Source organism: Streptomyces sp. AcH 505 (genome assembly GCF_000818175.1).
Lineage (GTDB): Bacteria > Actinomycetota > Actinomycetes > Streptomycetales > Streptomycetaceae > Streptomyces.
The window spans coordinates 5,339,087-5,360,385 of sequence record NZ_JTIY01000001.1; the positions used below are offsets into that span (position 1 = coordinate 5,339,087).

General features: G+C 72.6%; 16 protein-coding genes. 8 read left to right on the forward strand and 8 right to left on the reverse strand.

Features of this window, described 5'->3' with window-relative positions:
- On the reverse strand, positions 1-2,472 hold a 2,472-nt coding region (locus HY68_RS24020; protein ID WP_041992098.1), incomplete at its 3' end, for a GTPase-associated protein 1-related protein.
- 161 nt (positions 2,473-2,633) lie between these two features.
- Between HY68_RS24020 and HY68_RS24025 the strand changes: the two genes are divergently transcribed.
- The 3 genes from HY68_RS24025 to HY68_RS24035 all read left to right on the forward strand — a co-directional run bounded on the left by HY68_RS24025 (position 2,634) and on the right by HY68_RS24035 (position 5,595).
- A complete protein-coding gene (locus tag HY68_RS24025; RefSeq protein ID WP_041992100.1) occupies positions 2,634-3,272 on the forward strand; it encodes a nucleoside/nucleotide kinase family protein in 639 nt (212 codons plus the stop codon).
- Positions 3,273-3,395: 123 nt separating this feature from the next.
- On the forward strand, positions 3,396-4,355 hold the full coding sequence (locus HY68_RS24030) for a hypothetical protein (RefSeq protein ID WP_041996996.1): 960 nt from the start codon (positions 3,396-3,398) through the stop codon (positions 4,353-4,355).
- A 79-nt stretch (positions 4,356-4,434) separates the two neighbouring features.
- Positions 4,435-5,595: an aminopeptidase P family protein gene (locus HY68_RS24035; RefSeq protein ID WP_041992102.1), complete on the forward strand. Its 1,161-nt coding sequence runs from the start codon at positions 4,435-4,437 to the stop codon at positions 5,593-5,595.
- 16 nt (positions 5,596-5,611) lie between these two features.
- Here the strand turns inward: HY68_RS24035 and treZ are convergent, their stop codons facing one another.
- Positions 5,612-7,357 (reverse strand): malto-oligosyltrehalose trehalohydrolase, encoded by a 1,746-nt coding sequence (gene treZ / locus HY68_RS24040; protein WP_041992105.1) that lies wholly within the window; start codon positions 7,355-7,357, stop codon positions 5,612-5,614.
- Positions 7,358-7,651: 294 nt separating this feature from the next.
- Here treZ and HY68_RS24045 point away from each other — a divergent pair, with 294 nt between their 5' ends.
- Entirely contained in the window at positions 7,652-8,200 is a 549-nt protein-coding gene (locus tag HY68_RS24045; protein WP_041992108.1) for a DUF1707 and FHA domain-containing protein, read from the forward strand.
- Between the two features lie 173 nt (positions 8,201-8,373).
- Here HY68_RS24045 and lpdA read toward each other — a convergent pair whose 3' ends face one another.
- Positions 8,374-9,771, reverse strand: coding sequence for a dihydrolipoyl dehydrogenase (gene lpdA, locus HY68_RS24050; RefSeq protein ID WP_041992110.1), 1,398 nt, complete (start codon positions 9,769-9,771; stop codon positions 8,374-8,376).
- A gap of 115 nt (positions 9,772-9,886) precedes the next feature.
- On the opposite strand from lpdA, the gene HY68_RS24055 reads away from it, so the two are divergent.
- The gene (locus HY68_RS24055) at positions 9,887-10,762 is read left to right on the forward strand and encodes a LysR family transcriptional regulator (protein WP_041992112.1); all 876 of its coding nucleotides are present in this window, start codon (positions 9,887-9,889) and stop codon (positions 10,760-10,762) included.
- Here the strand turns inward: HY68_RS24055 and HY68_RS24060 are convergent.
- The 4 genes from HY68_RS24060 to glgX all read right to left on the reverse strand — a co-directional run bounded on the left by HY68_RS24060 (position 10,759) and on the right by glgX (position 16,444).
- On the reverse strand, positions 10,759-10,962 hold the full coding sequence (locus HY68_RS24060; protein WP_041992114.1) for a hypothetical protein: 204 nt from the start codon (positions 10,960-10,962) through the stop codon (positions 10,759-10,761). The genes HY68_RS24055 and HY68_RS24060 overlap by 4 nt on opposite strands.
- Positions 10,962-13,355, reverse strand: a complete 2,394-nt coding sequence (gene treY / locus HY68_RS24065; RefSeq protein ID WP_041992117.1) for a malto-oligosyltrehalose synthase — start codon at positions 13,353-13,355, stop codon at positions 10,962-10,964. The genes HY68_RS24060 and treY overlap by 1 nt, the downstream gene beginning before the upstream one ends.
- 73 nt (positions 13,356-13,428) lie before the next feature.
- Entirely contained in the window at positions 13,429-14,223 is a 795-nt protein-coding gene (locus tag HY68_RS24070; protein ID WP_041992120.1) for a GNAT family N-acetyltransferase, read from the reverse strand.
- Positions 14,224-14,311: 88 nt separating this feature from the next.
- Complete coding sequence (gene glgX, locus HY68_RS24075) at positions 14,312-16,444, reverse strand: glycogen debranching protein GlgX (protein WP_041992123.1); 2,133 nt, start codon at positions 16,442-16,444, stop codon at positions 14,312-14,314.
- A gap of 384 nt (positions 16,445-16,828) precedes the next feature.
- Here glgX and HY68_RS24080 point away from each other — a divergent pair, with 384 nt between their 5' ends.
- Both HY68_RS24080 and HY68_RS24085 read left to right on the forward strand, forming a co-directional pair.
- Positions 16,829-18,061, forward strand: a complete 1,233-nt coding sequence (locus HY68_RS24080; RefSeq protein ID WP_078863750.1) for an SAV2148 family HEPN domain-containing protein — start codon at positions 16,829-16,831, stop codon at positions 18,059-18,061.
- A 90-nt stretch (positions 18,062-18,151) separates the two neighbouring features.
- Complete coding sequence (locus HY68_RS24085) at positions 18,152-18,856, forward strand: 3'-5' exonuclease (RefSeq protein WP_041992128.1); 705 nt, start codon at positions 18,152-18,154, stop codon at positions 18,854-18,856.
- A gap of 37 nt (positions 18,857-18,893) precedes the next feature.
- Here HY68_RS24085 and HY68_RS24090 read toward each other — a convergent pair whose 3' ends face one another.
- Positions 18,894-19,760 (reverse strand): aminoglycoside phosphotransferase family protein, encoded by an 867-nt coding sequence (locus tag HY68_RS24090; protein WP_041992130.1) that lies wholly within the window; start codon positions 19,758-19,760, stop codon positions 18,894-18,896.
- Between the two features lie 299 nt (positions 19,761-20,059).
- On the opposite strand from HY68_RS24090, the gene HY68_RS24095 reads away from it, so the two are divergent.
- Complete coding sequence (locus tag HY68_RS24095) at positions 20,060-21,265, forward strand: S8 family peptidase (protein WP_041996998.1); 1,206 nt, start codon at positions 20,060-20,062, stop codon at positions 21,263-21,265.
- Positions 21,266-21,299: the final 34 nt, after the last annotated feature.

Below are 21,299 nucleotides of genomic sequence, written 5' to 3' on the forward strand. Positions count from 1 at the left end.
CCGGCGGCCCAGCCGGCCGAAGGCGCCGGGGCGGTTCCACAGCCGGAACTCCTCGGCCCGGTGGGCCCCGGCCCGCTCAAGAGCGTGCTCGACCGAGGCGACGTCCTCGGCGGGCAGCGCCCGGACCACGGGCCGCAGCACCTTGTCGAGCAGCGCCGAACGGGTCTTGTCCCAGGGGCGGTTGGCCCCGGGCAGCGAACTCCACGCGACGAAACAGTCGGCGACGTAACCGGGCGCCGCGCCCAGCCGCTCCCGTACCCGGTCGGCGCGCGCAGCGGCGCCGTAGGCGGCCAGCAGATCCGGTTCGTCGCAGTGGATCAGCGCGTACAGCTCGCCCTCCGGCCGGTGCTCGGAGAGCAGATGGCGGGCGAGGATCCCGAACACGAGGTCGACGACGCCGGGTTCGACCGGCTCGACGGCCGCCTTCAGCGTAAGTGTCCGCTGCGTCCATGGCGGTTGCGCCCGGCCCCGCTCCAGTTCCCTGGCGAACTGCAGGAGTTGCAGCGCGCCGCGCACCCTCGGCTCCAGCTGGTCGGGAAAGCTGCGCAGCAGCTCGTGCGCCAGATCGGGCGCGTCGGCGTCGTCCGCCGAACATTCGAGCGCCGCACTGACCAGGGCCCGCCAGGTGCCGGCCGCGCGATGCGCGTCGGAGCCCGTCTCACCGAGCATCTGCCGTGCCTCGCCCGCGGCGGGCGCGCCGCCGTCCCAGACCAGCCGTACGGCCGTGCGCAGCACCAGCGGATCGGCCAGCGGAGACACCCCGGAGGCGCGCAGCGCTGCGTGCAGGGCGGTGACCCGGTCACCGCCGGGTATCGGCAGCCAGGGCGCCCCCGCGCACATCCGCAGCTGCGGCAGCGCCTGCACCCCCGTGAGGTCGAGCGGGGTACGGGCCAGCAGCCGCGCGGCGGCGGACGGGTCCTCCGCCGCGAGCGCGTCGAGGGCGCTGAGCAGCGCCGTCCGCAGCTCGAAGTGATCGTCGACCATGGCGCGCAGGGACGGTGTCCAGGCGGCCTCCGGGTCGGCGAGCAGCGCCCGTGCGAGCCGCCGGGCCAGCGCGGGCAGCAGGTCGGCGCAGTCCACACCGAGCACGCCGGCGGCGCGCAGCAGTCCCAACGGCCGGGCGGTGTCAGGTCCGCTGCCCGCCGAGTCGCGGGTGATACCGCCGCGCAGCTCCGGCGCCAGCTCGACGGCGAGGCGGCTTCGCAACTCGGACGGCAGCGCCATGAGTTGGAGCGCGGGCAGCTCGTGTCCCGCGTCCGGCATCCGCACCGCCAGGGTCAGCACCAGCGCCCCGAGCAGGGTGGTCGTGGCCGACGGCGCCTGGCTGTCCAGTGTCCCGAACAGCGCCGACAGGGCGGCGGATTCGGCCGCCGTACGGTCCTCGGAGGGTGCGCAGAGCGCTTCGACGACCTGGCGCAGCCGCTTGTCGTCGAGGTCGCGCGCGTGCGCGCGCGCCCAGACGGCGGCTTCGGTGCGTGCCTCGGGGCCGAGCCCGATGTCGGCGCAGAGCGCGACGGCGGCGAGCGCACCGGCCGAGAAGGCGCCGGCGGGCAACGCGACCGCCTCGGTGAAGAGTTCGGGCGCCCTGGCCAGCCAGACCCGCGCCGCTGTCAGCGCCCATACGTCCGTGACCGGTTCCTGTGCGCTGCCAGGGGCGGTCGCGCGGTCCACGATCCGGAAGGTCTGCCCCGGCTCGCTCAGGGACGGCGCGTCGTCCGGCAGGACCCCGACGATCTGCTGCGGTGCGAGGCGTGGCCGCCGGGTGTACGTGGTGAAGGTCAGCCGCAGCGCCTCCGCGCGCGGAAGTACGGTGCTGGCGAGCGCGATCCACCGGGCGGCATCCGCGCTGTCCCGCTCGACCAGTCCGATCCGCCGCCCCGGATCCGTGGTGTGCAGTGCCCGCAACGCGGCGAAGAAGACGGGGAGTTGGGCGGCGCGCGCCGCCGCGAACCGTACCTGCGCGTCCCGGCCGAAGGCGGCAGGTCCGAAGGCGGCAGGTCCGAAGACGCCGGGTCCGGCGGGACCGGTCAGCGGCAACGGGACCCCGCCGTCCGGCGTTCCGGTCGCCCACAACGGCGAGTCCCACCCCGCGACCGGCAGGACACTGGTGTCCGTCGCCGTGCCGTACGGGTCCGGCGGGAACAGCACGCCGTGTGCGTGGAAGGACGACCACCGTCCGCTGTGGTCGACGCCCGTGCACACCGTACGGGCCAGCAGCCGGCTGCCGTCGGCGAGCAGGCTGTGACTGAACGCCAGCGGAAACGCGGCCAGTTCGGCGGTCGTCGGGTGCGGCGGCGCGTCGCGCGGCGGCTCGTACCCGAGCAGTTGTCCTGCCTCGTCGAGGACCGCCTGTCCTGTGCCGGGCGTGACGGCGGTGAACCGCGGCGCCGACCCGTCGGTGTCCTGCGGGGCCGAGGCGTAGTGGAGTTGCGCCAGTTGTGGCGTGAGCGCGTCCAGGGCGGGGTCCGTCATGGCCGAACCCTATCGACCTGACGCCCGCCTCAGGGCCGCCTCCCGGGCGATACGGGCGGCGGTAGGAAGGAGCGTTCGCGCGGCGCCGTCGGCCGCGTCGCGGGCGGGGTTCGCGGGCGCCCGCCGCCGCACCGGAGAGCCGCGATGGAACAATGCCGCCTATGGATGAGCAGCAGATCGCGGCGCTCGCCGCCCGCGCCCGCAAGCTCGCCGTTCCGGGCGCCCGCCATGTCCTCGGTATCGCGGGCGCGCCGGGCGCGGGCAAGTCCACGCTCGCCGAGCGGATCGTCGATCGGCTTGACGGCCTCGCCGTCCTCGTACCGATGGACGGCTTCCATCTCGCCCAGGCGGAGCTGGTCCGGCTGGGGCGGGCCGGGCGCAAGGGCGCCCCCGACACCTTCGACCCCGCGGGCTACGCGGCCCTGCTCGGCCGGCTACGCACCCCCGAGCAGGGCACCGTCGTCTACGCGCCTGCGTTCGACCGGTCCCTCGAAGAGGCGGTCGCGGGCAGTGTCGCCGTCCACCCCGACATCCCGCTCGTCGTCACCGAGGGCAACTACCTGCTGCTGGACGACGGCCCCGCAGGGCCCTGGACGGCGGTGCGCGCGCTCATCGACGAGGTGTGGTTCCTGGACCCCGACCCGGAGGTACGGGTGCGCCGGCTCGTCGAGCGCCATGTGCGCTTCGGCAAGGAGCGGGCGTACGCCGAGCGCTGGGTGCGGGAGTCCGACGAGGTCAACGCGCGTCTGGTGCTGGCGGGCAAGGACCGTGCCGACCTCGTTGTCGGTCAGGACCGTTAGCATCGGAAGTGCGACGATCGGACGGTCACAGGGGCGGGCGGACGCGGCTGAAGCGGTCCGGGGCCGGGCAGGGTCCGGCTGACCGGCCGACCGGCCGGAGATGTACGGGTGGAGGCGGATGGTGTGCGGTTGTTCCGACGAGGGCCGAAACGCGACGGACGCGACGCGCCCCGTGACCCCGCGTTCTCCTTCTTCTCCGTCGACGAGGGCGCGTGGTTCCGCTCCCAGGTCCGCGAGGCCTTCGCCGAGCAGGGCCTTGAGCTGACGGTCTACGCGGACATGGTCAGCGACAGCGCGGGCCGCCAGTTCGGGCTCGCCAATCTCGCCGCCGTCTGCCACAACGACCACCGGGGCCCGCGCGTCTGGGGCGAGCTGGCCAGGCAGCACGCCGGGATGGTGCTGCGCACCATGGACGGCCCTTCGGCGCTCGACACCCTGCCGCCCGAGCAGATCAGGGCGCAGCTCTACCCCCGGGTGATCAGCGGTGACGGCCTCGACCCGCAGACCTTCGCGTACGCGCGCTCGGTCGCCCCCGGGCTGTACGAGGTGCTGGCCCTGGATCTGCCGGAGAGCGTCATGATGCTCACCGACGAGGCGCTGGAGCCGCTGGGCCAGGTCCAGCAGCTGCGCGACCGCGCGATGCGCAACCTCAAGGACCTGCCGGTCGAGGGGCGCGAGACCGTCAAGGACTCGGGCGGGATGCGGTTCGAGGTGGTCCTCGGCGACTCGTTCTACACGGCCAGCCGGGTCCTCGCGCTGGAGTCCGTCGTACGGCAGGTGACCGGACAGCACCTCACGGCGGACGGCGCGCTGGTCGCGATGCCGTTCCGGCACCAGCTCGCGTTCCATGTCATCCGGGACACGACCATGATCCCTTCGCTGAACGCGATGGCGTCGTTCGCCGCGTCCGGGTACGCGGACACCCCCGGCGCGATCAGCCCGTACGTCTACTGGTGGCGGGGCGGCACACTCACCCAGCTCAGCGACGAGGACGAGGACGGCGAGGGGCTGCGGATCGTCGTCGGCGACGAGTTCCAGGAGCTGCTGGAGCGGCTGGTGGAGCGCGAACCGCCACCGGCGTGACCCCTTTCGCGTCGGCGTGAGCCTCCCCGCTCGGCGTGAACCCTTTCGTCCGGGCCGTCCCACCAGGCACGATGACCCCATGCCGACCACACCAGAGCCCGCGCCCGACACCGCCGCAGAGGCCGCACCCGCGCCGTTCACCGCCGACGACTACCGCGACCGGATGGCCCGTACGGCCCGCTCGGCCGCCGAGGCCGGGCTGGCCGGTGTGCTGGTCGCGCCGGGCCCCGACCTGACGTATCTCACCGGGTACCACGCGTCACTGACCACCGAGCGGATGACCATGCTCGTCGTGCCCGCCGACGGCGATCCGGTCCTGGTGGTGCCCGCGCTGGAGGCGCCGGACGCGGCCAGGGCGCCCGGCGCGCCCGCGCTCACCCTGCGGGACTGGACCGACGCGCAGGACCCGTACGCCGCGACAGCGCCGCTGCTCGACCCGGCGGGCCGCTTCGGCATCAGCGACAACGCCTGGGCCCTGCACCTGCTGCGCCTGCGAGCGGCGCTGCCCGGCGTCTCGTACACCGCGCTGACCGAGACGCTGCCGATGCTGCGCGCGGTGAAGGACGCGCGTGAGCTGGCGAGGGCCGAGGCGGCGGGCGCCGCGGCCGACGCCGCGTACGGCGAGATCCTGAAGGTCCCCTTCGCCGGGCGCAAGGAGACGGACATCGCCGCCGACCTCGCGGCGCTGCTGCTGCGCTTCGGCCACTCGCAGGTCGACTTCACCGTCGTGGGCTCGGGCCCCGGCGCCGCCGACCCGCACCACGACGCGGGCGACCGGGTCATCGCCGACGGCGACATGGTCGTCCTGGACTTCGGCGGGCTGAAGCACGGCTACGGGTCCGACACCACCCGCACCGTCCACGTCGGCGAGCCGACCGACGAGGAGCGGCGCGTGCACACCCTCGTGCGCGAGGCGCAGCAGGCCGGCTTCGAGGCCGTCAGGCCGGGCGTCGCCTGCCAGGAGGTCGACCGCGCGGCCCGCGCGGTGATCGAAGCGGCCGGCTACGGCGAGTACTTCATCCACCGCACAGGACACGGCATCGGCATCACCACGCACGAGCCGCCGTACATGATCGAGGGGGAGGAGCAGCCCATGGTGCCGGGCATGTGCTTCTCGGTCGAGCCCGGCGTCTATCTGCCCGGCCGGTTCGGGGTCCGGATCGAGGACATCGTGACGGTCACCGAGACCGGTGGCCGCCGCCTCAACAACACCCCGCGCGAGATGGCGATCGTGCACTGACCGGGGCGGCGCGCGGTCAGCTGTCGGTCAGGACCACGCAGGACTCCGGCGGCAGCCGCAGCACCCCGTCGGCGCCCGGCGCCCGTACCGGCTCCCAGGCGGCCAACACCCGGCCGCCGCCGCCCAGCGGGATCTCGGCGCTCCGGTCGGACAGGTTCACCGCGATCCGCAGATCGCCCCTGCGGTACGCCAGCCAGCGCGCCGCCTCGTCGAAGGCCACCTTCACCGTGGCCAGGTCGGGGTCGGCGAGGTCCGGCTGGCCGTGCCGCAGGGCGATCAGCTCGCGGTGCCAGGCCAGCAGCCGGGCGTGCGGCTCCTTCTCGATCTCCGTACGGTCCAGACAGGACCGCTCGCGGGTGGCGGGGTCCTGCGGGTCGGGGATGTCCTCCTCAGCCCAGCCGTGCGCGGCGAACTCCCTGCGCCTGCCGGTGCGTACGGCCTCGGCGAGCACCGGGTCGGGGTGGTCGGTGAAGAACTGCCAGGGGGTGGCGGCGCCCCACTCCTCGCCCATGAACAGCATCGGGGTGTGCGGGCCCGTCAGGACGAGCACGGCGGCGCAGGCGAGCAGCCCGGGGGAGAGGGTGGCGGAGAGCCGGTCGCCCAGCGCGCGGTTGCCGACCTGGTCATGGGTCTGGGCGTAGCCGAGGAAGCGGTGCGCGGGGGTTCTCGTGCGGTCCACCGGCCGGCCGTGGACTCTGCCGCGGAACGTCGAGTACGTACCGTCGTGGAAGAACGCCCGGCTCAGCGTCTTGGCGACGGCGGCGAGCGGTGCGCGGGCGAAGTCGGCGTAGTAGCCCTGGGATTCGCCGGTCAGGGCGGTGTGCAGGGCGTGGTGGAAGTCGTCGTTCCACTGCGCGTGCAGCCCGAGGCCGCCCTCGGTGCGCGGGGTCGTGGTGCGCGGGTCGGCCAGGTCCGACTCGGCGATGAGGAACAGCGGCCGTCCGACGCCGGCCGCGAGCGCGTCGACCGCCGTGGACAGCTCTTCGAGGAAGGTCAGCGCGCGGCCGTCGGCGAGGGCGTGCACGGCGTCGAGCCGCAGCCCGTCGAGCCGGTAGTCCCGCAGCCAGGCCAGGGCGCTCTCCAGCAGATAGGCCCGCACCTCGTCGGAGCCCGGCGCGTCCAGGTTGACCGCGGCGCCCCACGGGGTGTGGTGCGTGTCGGTGAAGTACGGGCCGAACTGGGGCAGGTAGTTGCCGGCCGGACCGAGGTGGTTGTGTACGACGTCCAGCACCACGCCGATGCCCAGGCCGTGCGCCGTGTCGACAAAGCGCTTCAACGCCTCGGGGCCGCCGTACGGCTCGTGCACCGCCCACAGCGACACCCCCTCGTACCCCCAGCCGTGCGAGCCGGGGAACGGGCAGAGCGGCATCAACTCAACATGCGTGATGCCCAGTTCGGCCAGCGGCGCGAGCTGTTCGGCCGCCGCGTCCAGGGTGCCCTCACGGGTGAACGTGCCGATGTGCAGCTCGTACAGCACGGCGCCGGGCAGCGGCCGCCCCGCCCACTCGACCTGCCACGCGTACGCGGCCTGGTCGACGACGGCGCTCGTACCGTCGGGCCCGTCCGGCTGGCGCCGCGAGCGCGGGTCGGGAAGCACCAGACCGCCGTCCAGCGCGAAGCCGTACCGGCTCCCGTCGGTCGCCGGCGCCTGCGCCAGCCACCAGCCCTCCCGCTCCGGATCGCGCTCCATCGGCCGGTCGGCGTCCTCAAGACGCAGTACGACCTGGTCCTGCGCCTTCGGTGCCCACACCTCGAACTGCACGGACGGTCCCCCTTTTTCTGTCATCGGCTTCACCACACACCGTTCCCACATGGTGGCAAGCCAGACCGCCGGGAGCCCCGTCATCACCCCGAATTGGCAAGACGTTCCCCCAATACGACGCTCACGGGCCCGGCATCCGGTAGTGGGATCAGTCCCAGGTCATATTGATAGCCCGTTGAAAGTTCAGGTAACCGGCTCACCGGGCGGCCGGTGCCGAGGCCGGCTCGCCGATTCCGGGCGGTCATGAACCGGGGCGTCTGGACACCTCGGTGTCGGCGGCCCGACAATCACGGTGTGACGTCTTCCTTCGAGTCCCCCACGTATCCCGCGCGGCTCTCCGACGCCGAGCGGGACCGGGTGCTGGCGTTGCTCAGGGAAGGGGCGGCGCAGGGGAGGCTGTCGCACGACACCTTTCTGCGCCGGATGGATCTCGTGCTCGCCGCGCGCAGGGCGGACGAGCTGAAGATACTCACCGCCGACCTGGAGACCGAAGGGGCCTGGTCCCGGCGGTTGTTCGGGGCCGTGGGGCGGGTCTCCGCCTTCTCGCAGCGGCTGCGCAGGGCGTGGCAGGTGGAGCGGCTGCCGAAGCTGCTGCTGCCGCAGCCGAGCCCCTACCCGCTGCGGATCGGCCGCGACCCGGTCAACGGGCTGCGGCTGAGCGACGACACCGTGTCCAGGCTCCACGCCGAGCTGGTCATGCGCGGCGACCAGTGGATCCTCCGTGACCTCAGCTCCACCAACGGGACCGTCGTCAACGGCCGCCGGGTGACGGCGACGGCCGTGGTGCGCGACGGCGACATGGTGAGCTTCGGGCAGATGAGCTTCCGTATCGCGACCGACTAGGCCTTGTCCGGCGCCGCGGACCGTGACTCGGTCCGGCCCGTCGGAACAGCGCGCCGTGCGGCCCGCACATGGTCACAGCGGCACTTCTGCCCGCGAGGCGGCGGTTGCCCTGGGGCGAGCGCGTGTCAGCCAACGACGGCGGAGACTCCCGGGAGGGTCGGCGGGAACCCCGGTCACTGCTGGTGCAGGCCGCGGCCCGCCAGGGTCAGGAACGTTTCCCCGACCGCCTCCGACAGTGTCGGGTGCGGGTGGATGTGGCGGGCCACGTCGGACGGTTCGGCGTCCCAGCCGACGATCAGCTGGCTCTCGGCGATCATCTCCGAGACGTGCGGGCCGACCAGATGTACCCCGAGGACCCGGCCGTCCCGTTCGGCCACGACCTTCACCACGCCGCCCCGGCCGTGCACCATGCCCTTGGCGACCGCGGTCAGCGGCATCGTGTTCACCCGCACCTCGTGGCCCCGGTTGCGGGCCTCCTCCTCGGTCAGTCCGACCGCCGCCGTCTGCGGGCTGGAGTACGTCACCCTCGGCACCGTCGCGTAGTCGACCGGCTGCGAGGCGACCCCCGCCAGGGTCTCCGCGACCAACAGGCCCTCGGCGAACGACGCGTGGGCCAGGCCCAGGGACGGGGGCGGCAGCAGATCGCCGACCACGTGGATGCCGGGCACGGCCGTCTCCAGCCGCGTCCAGTCGGCCGGGACGACATGGCCGCGCTCGTCGGTGGTGAGCCCGGCCGCCGCCAGGTCGAGTCCTTCGGTGACCGGTGCGCGCCCGACGGCGACCAGCAGCCGCTCCGCCTCGACCGTACGGCTCTCCCCGCGCGCCGGGCGCACCACGGCCCGTACCGACCCGGCCGCCACCGACGCGTCGTCCAGCCGGGCGCCCGTCAGCACCCGGATACCGCGCTTCTTCAGACCGCGTGTCAGGTGCCGGCCCACGTCCGCGTCCTCCAGCGGTACGAGCCGGTCGGCGGCCTCCACGAGCGTCACGGCCGCGCCCATGGAGCGGTGGAACGAGGCGTACTCCACCCCGATCGCACCGCCGCCCAGCACCAGGACCGAAGCGGGCAGCCCCGGCGCGAAGAGCGCGTCGTCGCTGGTGACGACCGTCCGGCCGTCGGGGGTGAGCCCCGGCAGCGTGCGCGGTCTCGATCCGGTCGCCAGCACGATCCCCCGGCGCGCCGTCAGCTCCCCGGCCCCCTCGACGTACACACCGCGCGGCCCGGTCAGCCGGGCGCTGCCCCGCACCACCCGTACCCCCGCGTGGGCGAGATGGCTCTCCACGCCCCGGTGGTTACGGGCGACGATGTCGTCCCGGGTGGCGACGAGCGCCGGCCAGTCCACCGAGTCGAGCGTCGACTTCACCCCCCACCGCTCCCGGGCCTCGGCGATCCCGTCGACCAGTTCCGCCGCGTGCAGCATCGCCTTGCTGGGGACGCAGCCGCGGTGCAGACAGGTGCCGCCGATCTTGTCGCGCTCCGCCAGGACGACGTCGAGGCCCAGCGCCGCGGCGCGCAGCGCGGTGGAGTATCCGCCGGTGCCGCCGCCGATCACGATCACATCGGTAGTCATGCGGCCAGCCTCGGCCCCTTCCTGGTCATGCGTCCAAGGCAATAATCTTGTGGAGCCGATGCAGGGTGTTTATGGCTCGGCGCGGGAGGCGCGGAAAGCGCGGGAGGCGGCGGCCATGAGTCTGCGACAGATGGAGTACTTCCTGACCGTCGTCGAGGAGTCGTCCTTCACCCGGGCCGCCGAGCTGCTCCATGTCACCCAGCCCGCGCTCTCGCACCAGATCAAGGCCCTGGAGCGGACCGTCGGCGGCCCGCTCCTGGAGCGGCTGCCGCGCGGTGTCCGGCTCACCCCGATGGGCCGCGCCTTCCTGCCCCACGCCGAACTGGCCGTACGCAGCGCGGCGCAGGCCCAGCGCGCCGCGCGGGCCGCCGCCGGCGCCGAGGGCGGTGAGCTGCATGTCGCCGCGATGCACGGCGTGGCCGTCGGGATCCTGCCCGAGGTCTTCGCCCGCTGGCGCAGGCTCCGTCCGCGGGTCGCGCTGTTCCTGCACGAGTACGCGACATCCGAGGCGCTGGAGGAACGGGTCGAGCGCGGTATCGCCGACCTGGCGGTAGGACCGCCGCCCCGCGACTGGCAGGGCCCGGTCGTCCACGTCGGGATCGAGGAGATCGTGCTGGTCGTGCCCTTCGACGACCGGCTCGCGGGCCGCACGACGGTGGCCCTGGCCGAGCTGTCCGACCGCACCTGGGTGCGGTGCGCGATGGAGCCGGTGGTCGAGGGCCGCAGATTCCTCGACTGGGCCTGCGGTAAGGCCGGTTTCGCCCCGCGCACCGCCGTCTGGACCGAGCACTCGTCCACGGCGGTACGGATGGCGGCTGCCGGTGTCGGTATCGCCACCGCGCCCTCGCACGTGGTGCGGGGCGCGGTGGGGGAGGACTGCGTGATCCTCCAGGTCGACCCGGAGTGGCGCCGCCCGGTCACCGCGTTCTCCCGGGTGGAACTCACCGGCGCCGCGGCCGCCTTCGTCGACCTCCTGCACCGCCCTGGCTAGGAGTCGCCCGGCCGGTCGTCGGGGAGCCGCGCCTCAAGCTCGGCCACCCGTGCCTCCAGCACCACCATGCGGTCGTACAGGTCGAGCGTCATCCGCGGATCGATCGGGATCCCGGTCCCCTCCGCGACCCGGCGGCGCAGCCACTGTTCGAGCGTCTCGTCGTCCTGCCTGCGCTGGTCCTTGCTCCGCCGGCCGGCCATCAGGAAGCCGCCACCGCGAGCAGTGCCACCGGGCGCTCGGCCAACAGCTCGGCCAGCGGCACCGGGTGGTCGGGGCCGCCCTCGAACTCCCGCTCGGGGGAGAGCAGATCGACCCACCGGCCGGCCGGCAGGACCAGCTCCGTACCCGTCCAGCCGCCCGTCTCCGCGAGCCGCAGCGGCAGCCTGGTCACGGCCGTGACCACCTCGCCCGACCTGCTGAATGCCAGACAGTGCGCGGCGGCCGGGCCCGAGGCCTCCAGCGGGGTGTACGTGCCCGACTCGCCGAACGCGTCCGGGCGTTCCCTGCGCACCTTCAGCGCCGCCGTGGTCACCACCGTCTTCTCGTCCGGCGGTCCCGGCCGGAACCTGGCCCGGTTGTCCGGGTCGACCAGCGCGAAGTACTCCCGCTCGGTGCCCTGGTAGAGGTCGGGCACGCCCGGCATCGTCAGCTGCACCAGCGCGGCGCCCAGCGCCCCTGCCCGTACGTACGGGGACAGCGCGCGGGTGAAGTGCGCGACCGTGCGGCGCGCGGCGCCCGCCGGGCCCGCGTCGACGAAATCGGTGACCGCCTGCTCGTAGCCCGGGTCACCCTCGGTCCAGCTCGTGCGCAGCCCCGACTCCCGTACGGACTTCAGCAGCGCGGGACCCATCCGGCTGCCGTCCGGCGCGCCGGCCAGCGACGCGTCGACGTCCACGGAGTCGCCGGCCGGGGTGAAGCCGACCGCCGTCTGCCAGGCCTGCCAGGCCACCTGCGGATCGGGCGCCGGTACCCCTGACACCTGCTCCAGCAGGTCGTCCCACCACTTCGGGCACTGCGACAGCACCGCGATCCCGGCCCGTACGTCCGCGCTCCGCTTGGTGTCATGGGTCGTCAGGACTGTACCGGTGGCGGGCCAGTCGCGCGCGAGCCTGCCGCAGTACGCGTGGAACTCCGCCGGGCTGACGGCGGGCGTACCCGGGTCGCCGCCCACCTCGTTGGCCGAGATCAGCGGCACGAACCGGTAGAACGCCGTGTCCTCGACGGACTTGGCGCGCAGCGCCGAGGCGGTCTGGGCGAACCGCGCGCAGAACGTCACATGGTCGGGTCCGGTACCGAGCCTGCCGAGGGCCAGGTCGCGCACCACGTCGACGGCCGCCGCCTCCTGCTCCACCACGAAGGCCGCCTTCGCCTCGCGCACGGCCTGCGCCGGGATCGTGGCGGCCGACGCCTCGGTGAGCGGCCCGCCGGGGCCCGTCGCCGTCACGTACGGGCGGTAGACGGGGACCCGTACCAGCAGCTCGCGAATGGCGGTGCGCAGCGCCCAGGGCGCGTGGTCGCGCAGGGCCGGGTCGGCGGCGCAGATCCGCTCGGCGGCCCGCACCAGCACCTCGGTCTCGGCGGCCAGTTCATGGACGACCACCTTGTACGCGGCGCGGCGCACCGTCGGCTCCCAGTGGCCGCCCCGGTCGGGCGCGGGCGCCGCCACCTCCCGGTACCGGTGCTCCAGCGCGGCGGCGCCGACCGGGTCGGTGAACAGGCCGTCGATCTTGCGCAGCGCGTCGTAGCCGGTCGTGCCGGCCACCGGCCAGGTGGCGGGCAGCACCTCGTCACCGGTGAGGATCTTCTCCACCACGGTCCAGCAGGCGCCGCCGGTGGCCTCGCCCAGTCGGCGCAGATACTGCTCGGGGTCGGCGAGCCCGTCCGGATGGTCGATGCGCAGTCCCTCGACCACACCGTCCCGCACCAGCTCCAGGATCTTGGCGTGGGTGGCCTCGAAGACCTCGGGGTCCTCGACGCGCAGCCCGATCAGCTCCGAGATGGTGAAGAACCGGCGGTAGTTCAGCTCCGTGCGGGCCAGCCGCCACCAGCACAGCCGGTAGTGCTGCGCGTTCAGCAGCTCGGGCAGCGCCAGCTCCTCGGTGCCGGGCGCGAGCGGGAACCGCTGCTCGCCGTGGTGCAGGACACCGTCCTCGACCCGCATGGCGGCGAGTTCACCGCCGAGCGGCCCCGGCAGCACGGGCAGCAGCATCTTCCCGTCACCCGTCGACCTGTCGATGTCGAACCAGCCGGCGTACGGGGAGTCCGCGCCCTCGCGCAGCACCTCCCACAGCGCCTTGTTGTGGGACGGCGCCGCCGCCATGTGGTTGGGGACGATGTCGAGGACGAGGCCGAGGCCGTACTCGCGGGCCCGGCGGGCCAGCTGCCGCAGCCCGTCCTCGCCGCCCAGCTCGTCCCGTACCCGGGAGTGGTCGACGACGTCGTAGCCGTGCGTCGAGCCGGGGACGGCTTCGAGCACGGGGGACAGATGGAGGTGCGAGACCCCGAGCGCTGCGAGGTACGGCACCACCTTCTCGGCGGCCCGGAAGGTGAAGTCCGGCTGGAGCTGGAGCCGGTAGGTCGCGGTGGGCGTCATACGGACGTTCGTACCCCGCTTCGGGCTTCGTGTGTCATTGACTCATGCGGACGGGCGGACGGGCAGGGCGCTGTCAGGGTGTCTGTACCGGCTTGTACACGTACGGCGTGGTCGTGGTCAGGGCGGTGAAGCCCAGCCGTTCCAGGATCGGGCGGCTGGTCTCCAGGGCATCGACCTGGAGATAACGGTAACCGCGCGCGGCGGCGATCTCCGCCCGGTGGGCGACCAGGGCCCGGTAGATCCCTTTGCCCCGCCAGGCCTCCAGGGTGCCGCCGCCCCACAGCCCGGCGAACTCCTTGCCCGGGGGCAGCTCCATCCGGGCCGCGCTCACCGGTGTGTCACCGGCCGTCGCGACGACCGCCGACACCGTCTCGGGGGCTTCGGCGAGCTGCGTCAGCAGCCGCTCCCGGTAGGCGGTGCCCGTCATGCCGAACGCCTGCTCATGGACGCCGGACAGCAGCTCCATCCCGGCGGCGTCGGTCACCGGACGCAGCCGTACGCCCGCCGGGAGCGTGGCCCGGGTGGACAGCTTCCCGACCTCGGCGACCAGCACCGTCTCGGTGTCCTCAGGGACGAAACCGGCGGCCAGCAGCCGCTCGGCGAGATCGGCGGGCCGGTCGTGGCCGTAGAGCTTCCACTCGAACTCGTAACCGAGGGGGGCGAACCGCTCGATCTGCGCGACGATCGCCGCGTCGGCCGCGGCGCCGTCCAGGGCCGGGTCCGACCAGAGGACACCGTTCCAGTCGTGCGCGGCGCCGGCCTGCCGTACCACCCCGCCGGTCCGCTCGACCCGCACTCCCGGGCCCTCGGCCGTCGCGTCCTGTCGCATCTGCCGGTCGAAAGCGGTCAGTACCGCACTGTGTTCCATGCGGCCACTCCAGCACCGGCGGCGCGGCGCGGCAAACGCGTTTCGCGCCGCCGGTGCTGGACGGACGGACCGGCTGCCGGACGGCCAGTCACGCGGGGCGCATCAGCACCGTCATGCTCCGGCCGATCATGGTGACGTGCGCGCCGCCGTCGACCTTCGGACCCGCCCCCGGCGGTACGTCCTCGGGATGGGCGGTGTCCACCACGACCTGCCACTGCAGACCGTGGTTGACGGGCACCACGAACTCCAGCTCCTCGCTGCTCGCGTTGAACATCAGCAGGAACGAGTCGTCCGAGATCCGCTCGCCGCGCGGCCCCGGCTCCGAGATGGCGTGCCCGTTGAGGAAGACCGTCATCGCCTTGGCGTGCGCGGCCTGCCAGTCCTGCTGCGTCATCTCCTCACCCTCGGGGGTGAACCAGGAGATGTCCGACAGCTCGTCGTGGGTGCCCTCCACCGGGCGCCCGTGGAAGAACCTGCGCCGCCGGAACACCGGGTGGTCGCGGCGCAGCCACACCATGGAGCGGGTGAACGCCAGCATGTCGTCCTCGGCCGCGCTGCCCGCCTTGGCGCCCGGCTCGGGCCAGCGGACCCAGGACACCTCGTTGTCCTGGCAGTACGCGTTGTTGTTGCCGCCCTGCGTACGGGAGAACTCGTCGCCGTGGCTGAGCATCGGCACACCCTGCGACAGCATCAGCGTCGCGATGAAGTTACGCATCTGACGCTTGCGCAGCTCCACGATCTCGGGGTCGTCGGTCTCGCCCTCCGCGCCGCAGTTCCACGAGCGGTTGTGGCTCTCCCCGTCCCTGTTGCCCTCGCCGTTGGCCTCGTTGTGCTTGTCGTTGTACGAGACCAGGTCGTTGAGTGTGAAGCCGTCGTGGCAGGTGGTGAAGTTGATGGAGGCCAGCGGCCGGCGCCCGTCGTCCTGGTACAGGTCGGACGAGCCGGTGAGCCGCCCGGCGAACTCGGCCAGGGTGCGCGGCTCGCCGCGCCACAGGTCGCGGACCGTGTCGCGGTACTTGCCGTTCCACTCGGTCCACAGCGGCGGGAAGTTGCCCACCTGGTAGCCGCCCTCGCCGACGTCCCACGGCTCGGCGATCAGCTTCACCTGGCTGACCACCGGATCCTGCTGGACCAGGTCGAAGAACGACGACAGCCGGTCCACCTCGTGGAACTGGCGGGCCAGGGTGGCGGCGAGGTCGAAGCGGAAGCCGTCGACATGCATCTCCGTCACCCAGTACCGCAGCGAGTCCATGATCAGCTGCAGTACGTGCGGACTGCGCATCAGCAGCGAGTTACCGGTGCCGGTGGTGTCCGTGTAGTAACGGGCGTCCTCGCTGAGCCGGTAGTACTGCGCGTTGTCCAGGCCGCGGAAGGACAGCGTCGGGCCGAGGTGGTTGCCCTCGGCGGTGTGGTTGTAGACCACGTCGAGGATGACCTCGATACCCGCCTGGTGCAGCGCCTTGACCGCCTGCTTGAACTCCAGCACCTGCTCGCCGCGGTCGCCCCACGAGGCGTACGTGTTGTGCGGCGCGAAGAAGCCGATGGTGTTGTAGCCCCAGTAGTTGGCGAGGCCCGCGTCCACCAGCCGGTGGTCGTTGACGAACTGGTGGACCGGCATCAGCTCTAGCGCCGTCACCCCCAGCTCGGTGAGGTGTTCGATCACCGCGGGGTGCGCGAGACCGGCGTACGTGCCGCGCAGTTCCTCGGGCAGCTCCGGGTGGAGCATGGTCAGACCCTTGACATGGGCCTCGTACAGCACCGTCTTGTGGTACTCGGTCCGCGGCAGCCGGTCGTCGCCCCAGTCGAAGTACGGATTGACGACGACGGACGACATCGTGTGCGGGGCGGAGTCCATGTCGTTGCGCGAGTCCGGCTTGCCGAAGTGGTAGCCGTAGACCGACTCACCCCACTCGACGGAGCCGCTGATCGCGCGGGCGTAGGGGTCGAGGAGCAGCTTCGCCGAGTTGCAGCGGTGGCCGTGCTCCGGTGCGTACGGGCCGTGCACCCGGAAGCCGTACCGCTGGCCCGGCATGATGCCGGGCAGATAGGCATGGCGAACGAAGGCGTCGGTCTCGCGCAGTTCCACCGCCGTTTCTGAACCGTCGTCGTGCAGCAGGCACAACTCGATCCGGTCGGCGGCCTCTGAGTAGACCGCGAAGTTGGTGCCGGCGCCGTCGTACGTGGCGCCCAGGGGATATGTCTGTCCCGGCCAGACCTGCATAGATAAGACTCTTCCATTTCTGATCCGGGTGCTGCGGGTCACTTGCGTCAGATCTTCCCCGAAAGAAGCGAAACCACCTAGGAACCCGGGAGATTCTGCCGAAGAACCGGGGAGATTCTGGCGAAGTCAACCTCACGCTACGCGCCGTCGCCCGTTCAACGGACCCGCGCTCGGGGGCACCGCGGGGGCGGTCACCCGGGGGGCGTGCCCGGTGGCGCACCGGGCGTAATCACTATGAACCATCTCACTCCGGTCGATCTCGCCACAGGGAACCACCTTTCCGATTGGGGGAGTTGGGAAAGGAGCTGTGCATCCGGCTGCCACGCGTACCGTCCGCGGAGTACCCTTCCTTGATCGTTGAAGGGGAGGGAAGGCGGTGCGCGGGTGAGCTCGGGAGGGCTGGAACTACCCCCCGGTGACGCAGGTCACGAGGGGGAGTCCGGCGACATCCCGCCCGGAGCGGTCTCCCTCGCGCAACCGATGGAGATCGGGGCGGAACTGGACTGGGGCGCGGAGGCCTGGACCGAGGTCCGGACGCGCGCGCAACGGGCCGGGCGCGCCTACATCTGGCTGAATCTCGTCGAACAGCGCCTGCGCGCCGTTGTGGCCGCCGTACTGCGCCCCATCTACGAACCGGTGCACGGCGAGGAGTGGGTCGTCGCCGCGGCGGGCCCCGCCGGGCAGGAGTGGGTCCAGCGGGCCGTCGCCGTCCGGGAGGTCTCCCGGCGCAAGGGCTATCTCCTCGACCCGGCCGACGACAACGTCCTGAGCTTCCTCACCCTCCCTCAGCTCCGGGAGCTGATGGTCCAGCACTGGCCCTGCTTCGAGCCGTACTTCGACGACCGCCGCGACGTGGAGCTGGCCCTCGACGAGCTGGAGGTCGCGCGCAACGTCGTCTCGCGCAACCGCGCGCTCTCCGTGACCGTCCTCGCCCAGGCCGAGCGGGCGTCCGCCCGGCTGCTGGAGATCCTCGGCGGCGGCAGCGGGGTGCCGTCGGTCGACCGGCTGCCGGTCGACGCCGTGGAGGACCTGGTCGGTGACCGGTACGCGGACGTGGTCTCCGTCCATCCCGACCGGGTCAGGCTCCAGCGTCAGATCCCGGCGGAGGACCTGTTCGGCGGCGCGCGCCGGGTCGACGCCATCGGGATAGGCCTGAACCTCCTCGTGCAGAACTTCTCGGGCCGCCGGCTGATCAGGCTGGCCGAATCGGGCTGCCGGATACGGCTGCTCTTCCTCAACCCGGCGAGCAGCGCGGTCAAACGGCGCGAGCGGGAGCTGGGTCTGAAGAAGGGTGAGCTGAGCCGGTCGGTGGAGATGAACATCCTTCATATGCGCCGGGTGCGCGCCAGTCTGCGCGACCCGGGCGCCTTCGAGATCCATGTCTTCGACGAGACCCCGCGCTTCACGGCCTATCTGGTCGACGGCGACGGCCCCGGCGGGCTCGCCGTCGTCCAGTCGTACCTGCGCAAGGCCCGTGGCATGGAGGCGCCCGTGCTGGTGCTGCGCGGCGGCCGGCGTGAGGTCGTACGGACGGACAAGGACACCGAGCACGGCCTCTTCCAGACGTACCGCGAGGAGTTCGAGTCGATCTGGACGGACTCCCGGCCGGTCTCCTGACCCGGTGTTGTCAGTGGCGCGTGGCAGGGTTGGCCATCAACGGGGAACGCAGCACCGCACCATGAGGCATGCACGTCAGGGAGGTCCGGGATGACTTGGCACGGGGAGCCGCTGGTCGGTTTCGATCTGGAGACGACCGGCACCGAGCCGCTGGAGGCGCGCATCGTGACGGCCGCCGTCGTCGAGGTGCGGGGCGGCGAGGTGATCAGCGAGCGGACGTGGCTGGCCGATCCGGGCATCAGCATTCCCGCCCAGGCGTCGGCGGTGCACGGCATCAGCAGCGAGCGGGCCGCGGCGGAGGGGCGTCCGGCGGCGGAGGTGGCCGGCGAGATCGGTCAGCTCCTCGCCGGTTACTGGGCGCGCGGGGTGCCGGTCGTCGCGTACAACGCGTCGTTCGATCTGACCCTGCTCGCCGCCGAGTTGCGCCGGCACGGACTGCCGCCGCTGGGCCCGGTCGGGCCGGTGATCGACCCGTACACGATCGACCGCGCCGTCGACCGCTACCGGCGCGGCAAGCGGACGCTGGAGGCGGTCTGCGGGGAGTACGGGGTGGTGCTGGACACCGCGCACGACGCCCGGTCCGACGCGCTGGCGGCCGTCCGGGTGGCGACGGCGATAGCGGGGCGGCACGGGGTGGTCGCCGCGCTCAGTACGGCCGAGCTGCACGAGCGTCAGATCGCCTGGTACGCGGAGTGGGCGAAGGACTTCCAGCAGTTCCTGCGCAAGAAGGGCAACGCGGACGCGGTGGTGGACGCGGACTGGCCGCTGCGCGAGCCGGTGCCGACCCGGCCCTGAACCCGCGTCAGCCGCCCGTTCCCGTCCCGCCGTCCGGTCAGAACGGGTACCAGCGGACCTCGGGGTCGTCGTCGCGCAGCGAGGCGACCCGGCGGCGGAATTCGGCGAGCGCCTTCGGGTTGGTCGGCGCGTGCTGCGCCACCCAGGCGCAGCTGGCCGTCTCCCGGGCGCCGCGCAGGACGGCGCAGCCGTCCCAGTCGCGCACGTCCCAGCCGTAGCCGGAGGTGAACGCGTCGTACTGCTCGGCGGGCAGCGCGTACCGGTCCCTGGACAGCGCCATGACGACGAGGTCGTGTTCGCGCAGGTCCGAGGAGAACGTCTCCAGGTCGACCAGTACGGGCCCGTCCGGGCCGATGTGGACGTTGCGGGGCAGGGCGTCGCCGTGGATCGGCCCGGGGGGCAGCTGGGGCGTCAGCGCCGCGGCGGCGGCGGCGAAGCCGTCCCTGCGCTCCCGCAAGTAGTCGGCGTCCGCCGGGTCGATCGCTTCGCCGGCGATCCGCAGCCACCGCTCGACGCCGCCGAGCAGTTCTCTGCGGGGGAGCGTGAAGGCGGCAGGGGCGGGCAGGGCGTGCACGAGCCGGAGCAGCGAGGCCAGATCGGCGGCCTCGGCAGGGCGTACGGCATCGGCCAGCCGGTGCCAGAGCGTCACCGGATGACCTTCCACCGACCGCGCGTGCGGCTCGGCGGCCCGTACGGCGGGGACGCCGTGCCCGGCGAGCCAGGACGCGAGCGCGACCTCCCGCTCGGCCCGGTCCAGCAGCCCCGGGTCCCACTTCGCGTCCCTGCCGACCTTGACGACCAGTTCACCGGCCGCGAAGACGGCGTTCTCGCCCAGCGCCAGCAGCTCCGCGCCCTCCGGCAGCCCTGTCGCCGTCAGGATGTGCCGCGCCTGTGCTTCGTCCATCACTCGCCCACTTGCTTCCGGTCCTCGTACGAACTCCGCAGAGTCTCGCACCCGCACCACCCGCTCCCGGGGACGTGGTGTTCTCCCCGCCCCGGCCCGGCCTGACCCGTCCCTCACAGGACCGCTGCAAGTCCCTTACATCCAGCGGGAATCCGCCGGTCCGCGACGGGAATTGTCCCTGGTGAGGTCTTGATCTGAGCGCGTCAATCGGCCAGGGTTTCCTGTCAGTTCGCCGGAGTCCTCCCGGCCGGCGGGCATCCCCCCACTTGATGACGAGGAGTCCCCTCTTCATGACCTTCATGACCCCCAGGACCACGGGCAAGCCGGCCAACCGGATCAGACTCGCCGCAGCCGTCACCGCTGTGGCGGCGGCGGCCGGACTCACCGCGCTCACCTCCCCACAGGCGGGTGCGGCGACCTCCGAAGGCGTCGTCTACGGGGCCGGCGCCCCGGGTGCGATCTCCGGCAGCTACATCGTCACGCTGGACCACAAGGCCGACAAGAAGGATCTCGCCAAGGAGTACGGCGGTCAGCTGCGGCGCAACTACACGACCGCGGTCGACGGCTTCTCGGCGAGCGGGCTCACCGCGACCGAGGCCAAGCGGCTCGCGGCCGACCCGGCCGTCGCCAAGGTCGTCCAGAACAAGACGTTCCATGTCACCGACACCCAGGAAGTACCGCCGTCCTGGGGCCTCGACCGGGTCGACCAGACCGCGACCACCGGTGACAACGCCTACACCTACCCGGACACGGCGGGCGCGGGCGTCACGGCCTACGTCATCGACACGGGCGTCCGGATCACCCATCAGGACTTCGAAGGGCGCGCGTCCTACGGCTACGACGCCATCGACGGCGACAACATCGCCGACGACGGCTACGGGCACGGCACGCATGTGGCCGGCACCATCGCCGGCGCCCAGTTCGGCGTCGCCAAGAAGGCGAACATCGTCGCCGTGCGCGTCCTCGACGACACCGGCTACGGCACCACGGAACAGGTCGTCGCGGGCGTCGACTGGGTCGCCCAGAACCACCAGGGCCCGTCCGTCGCCAACATGAGCCTCGGCGGCGGCGCCGACCCCGCCATCGACGCGTCCGTCCAGGGCGCCATCGCTTCCGGGGTGACCTTCGCCGTCGCCGCGGGCAACGACACGCAGGACGCCGACGTCAGCTCGCCCGCCCGGGTGCCCGAGGCCATCACCGTCGCCTCGTCCGACCAGAACGACCAGCAGTCGTACTTCTCCAACTTCGGTCCGCTCGTGGACATCTACGCCCCGGGCGGCAACATCGTCTCCGACTACAACACCGGTGACGACGCCACGACCACCATGTCCGGCACCTCCATGGCGACGCCGCACGTCACCGGCGCCGCGGCCCTCTATCTCGCCGACCACCCGGAAGCGACACCGGCCGAGGTGGCGACCGCGCTCACCGACGGCGCCACCCCGGACGCCATCACCGACGCGACGGAAGGCACCGCCAACAAACTGCTGAAGATAGTCGAGTGACCTGACGCGGGGCGGCCCGCCGCCTTACCGGCGG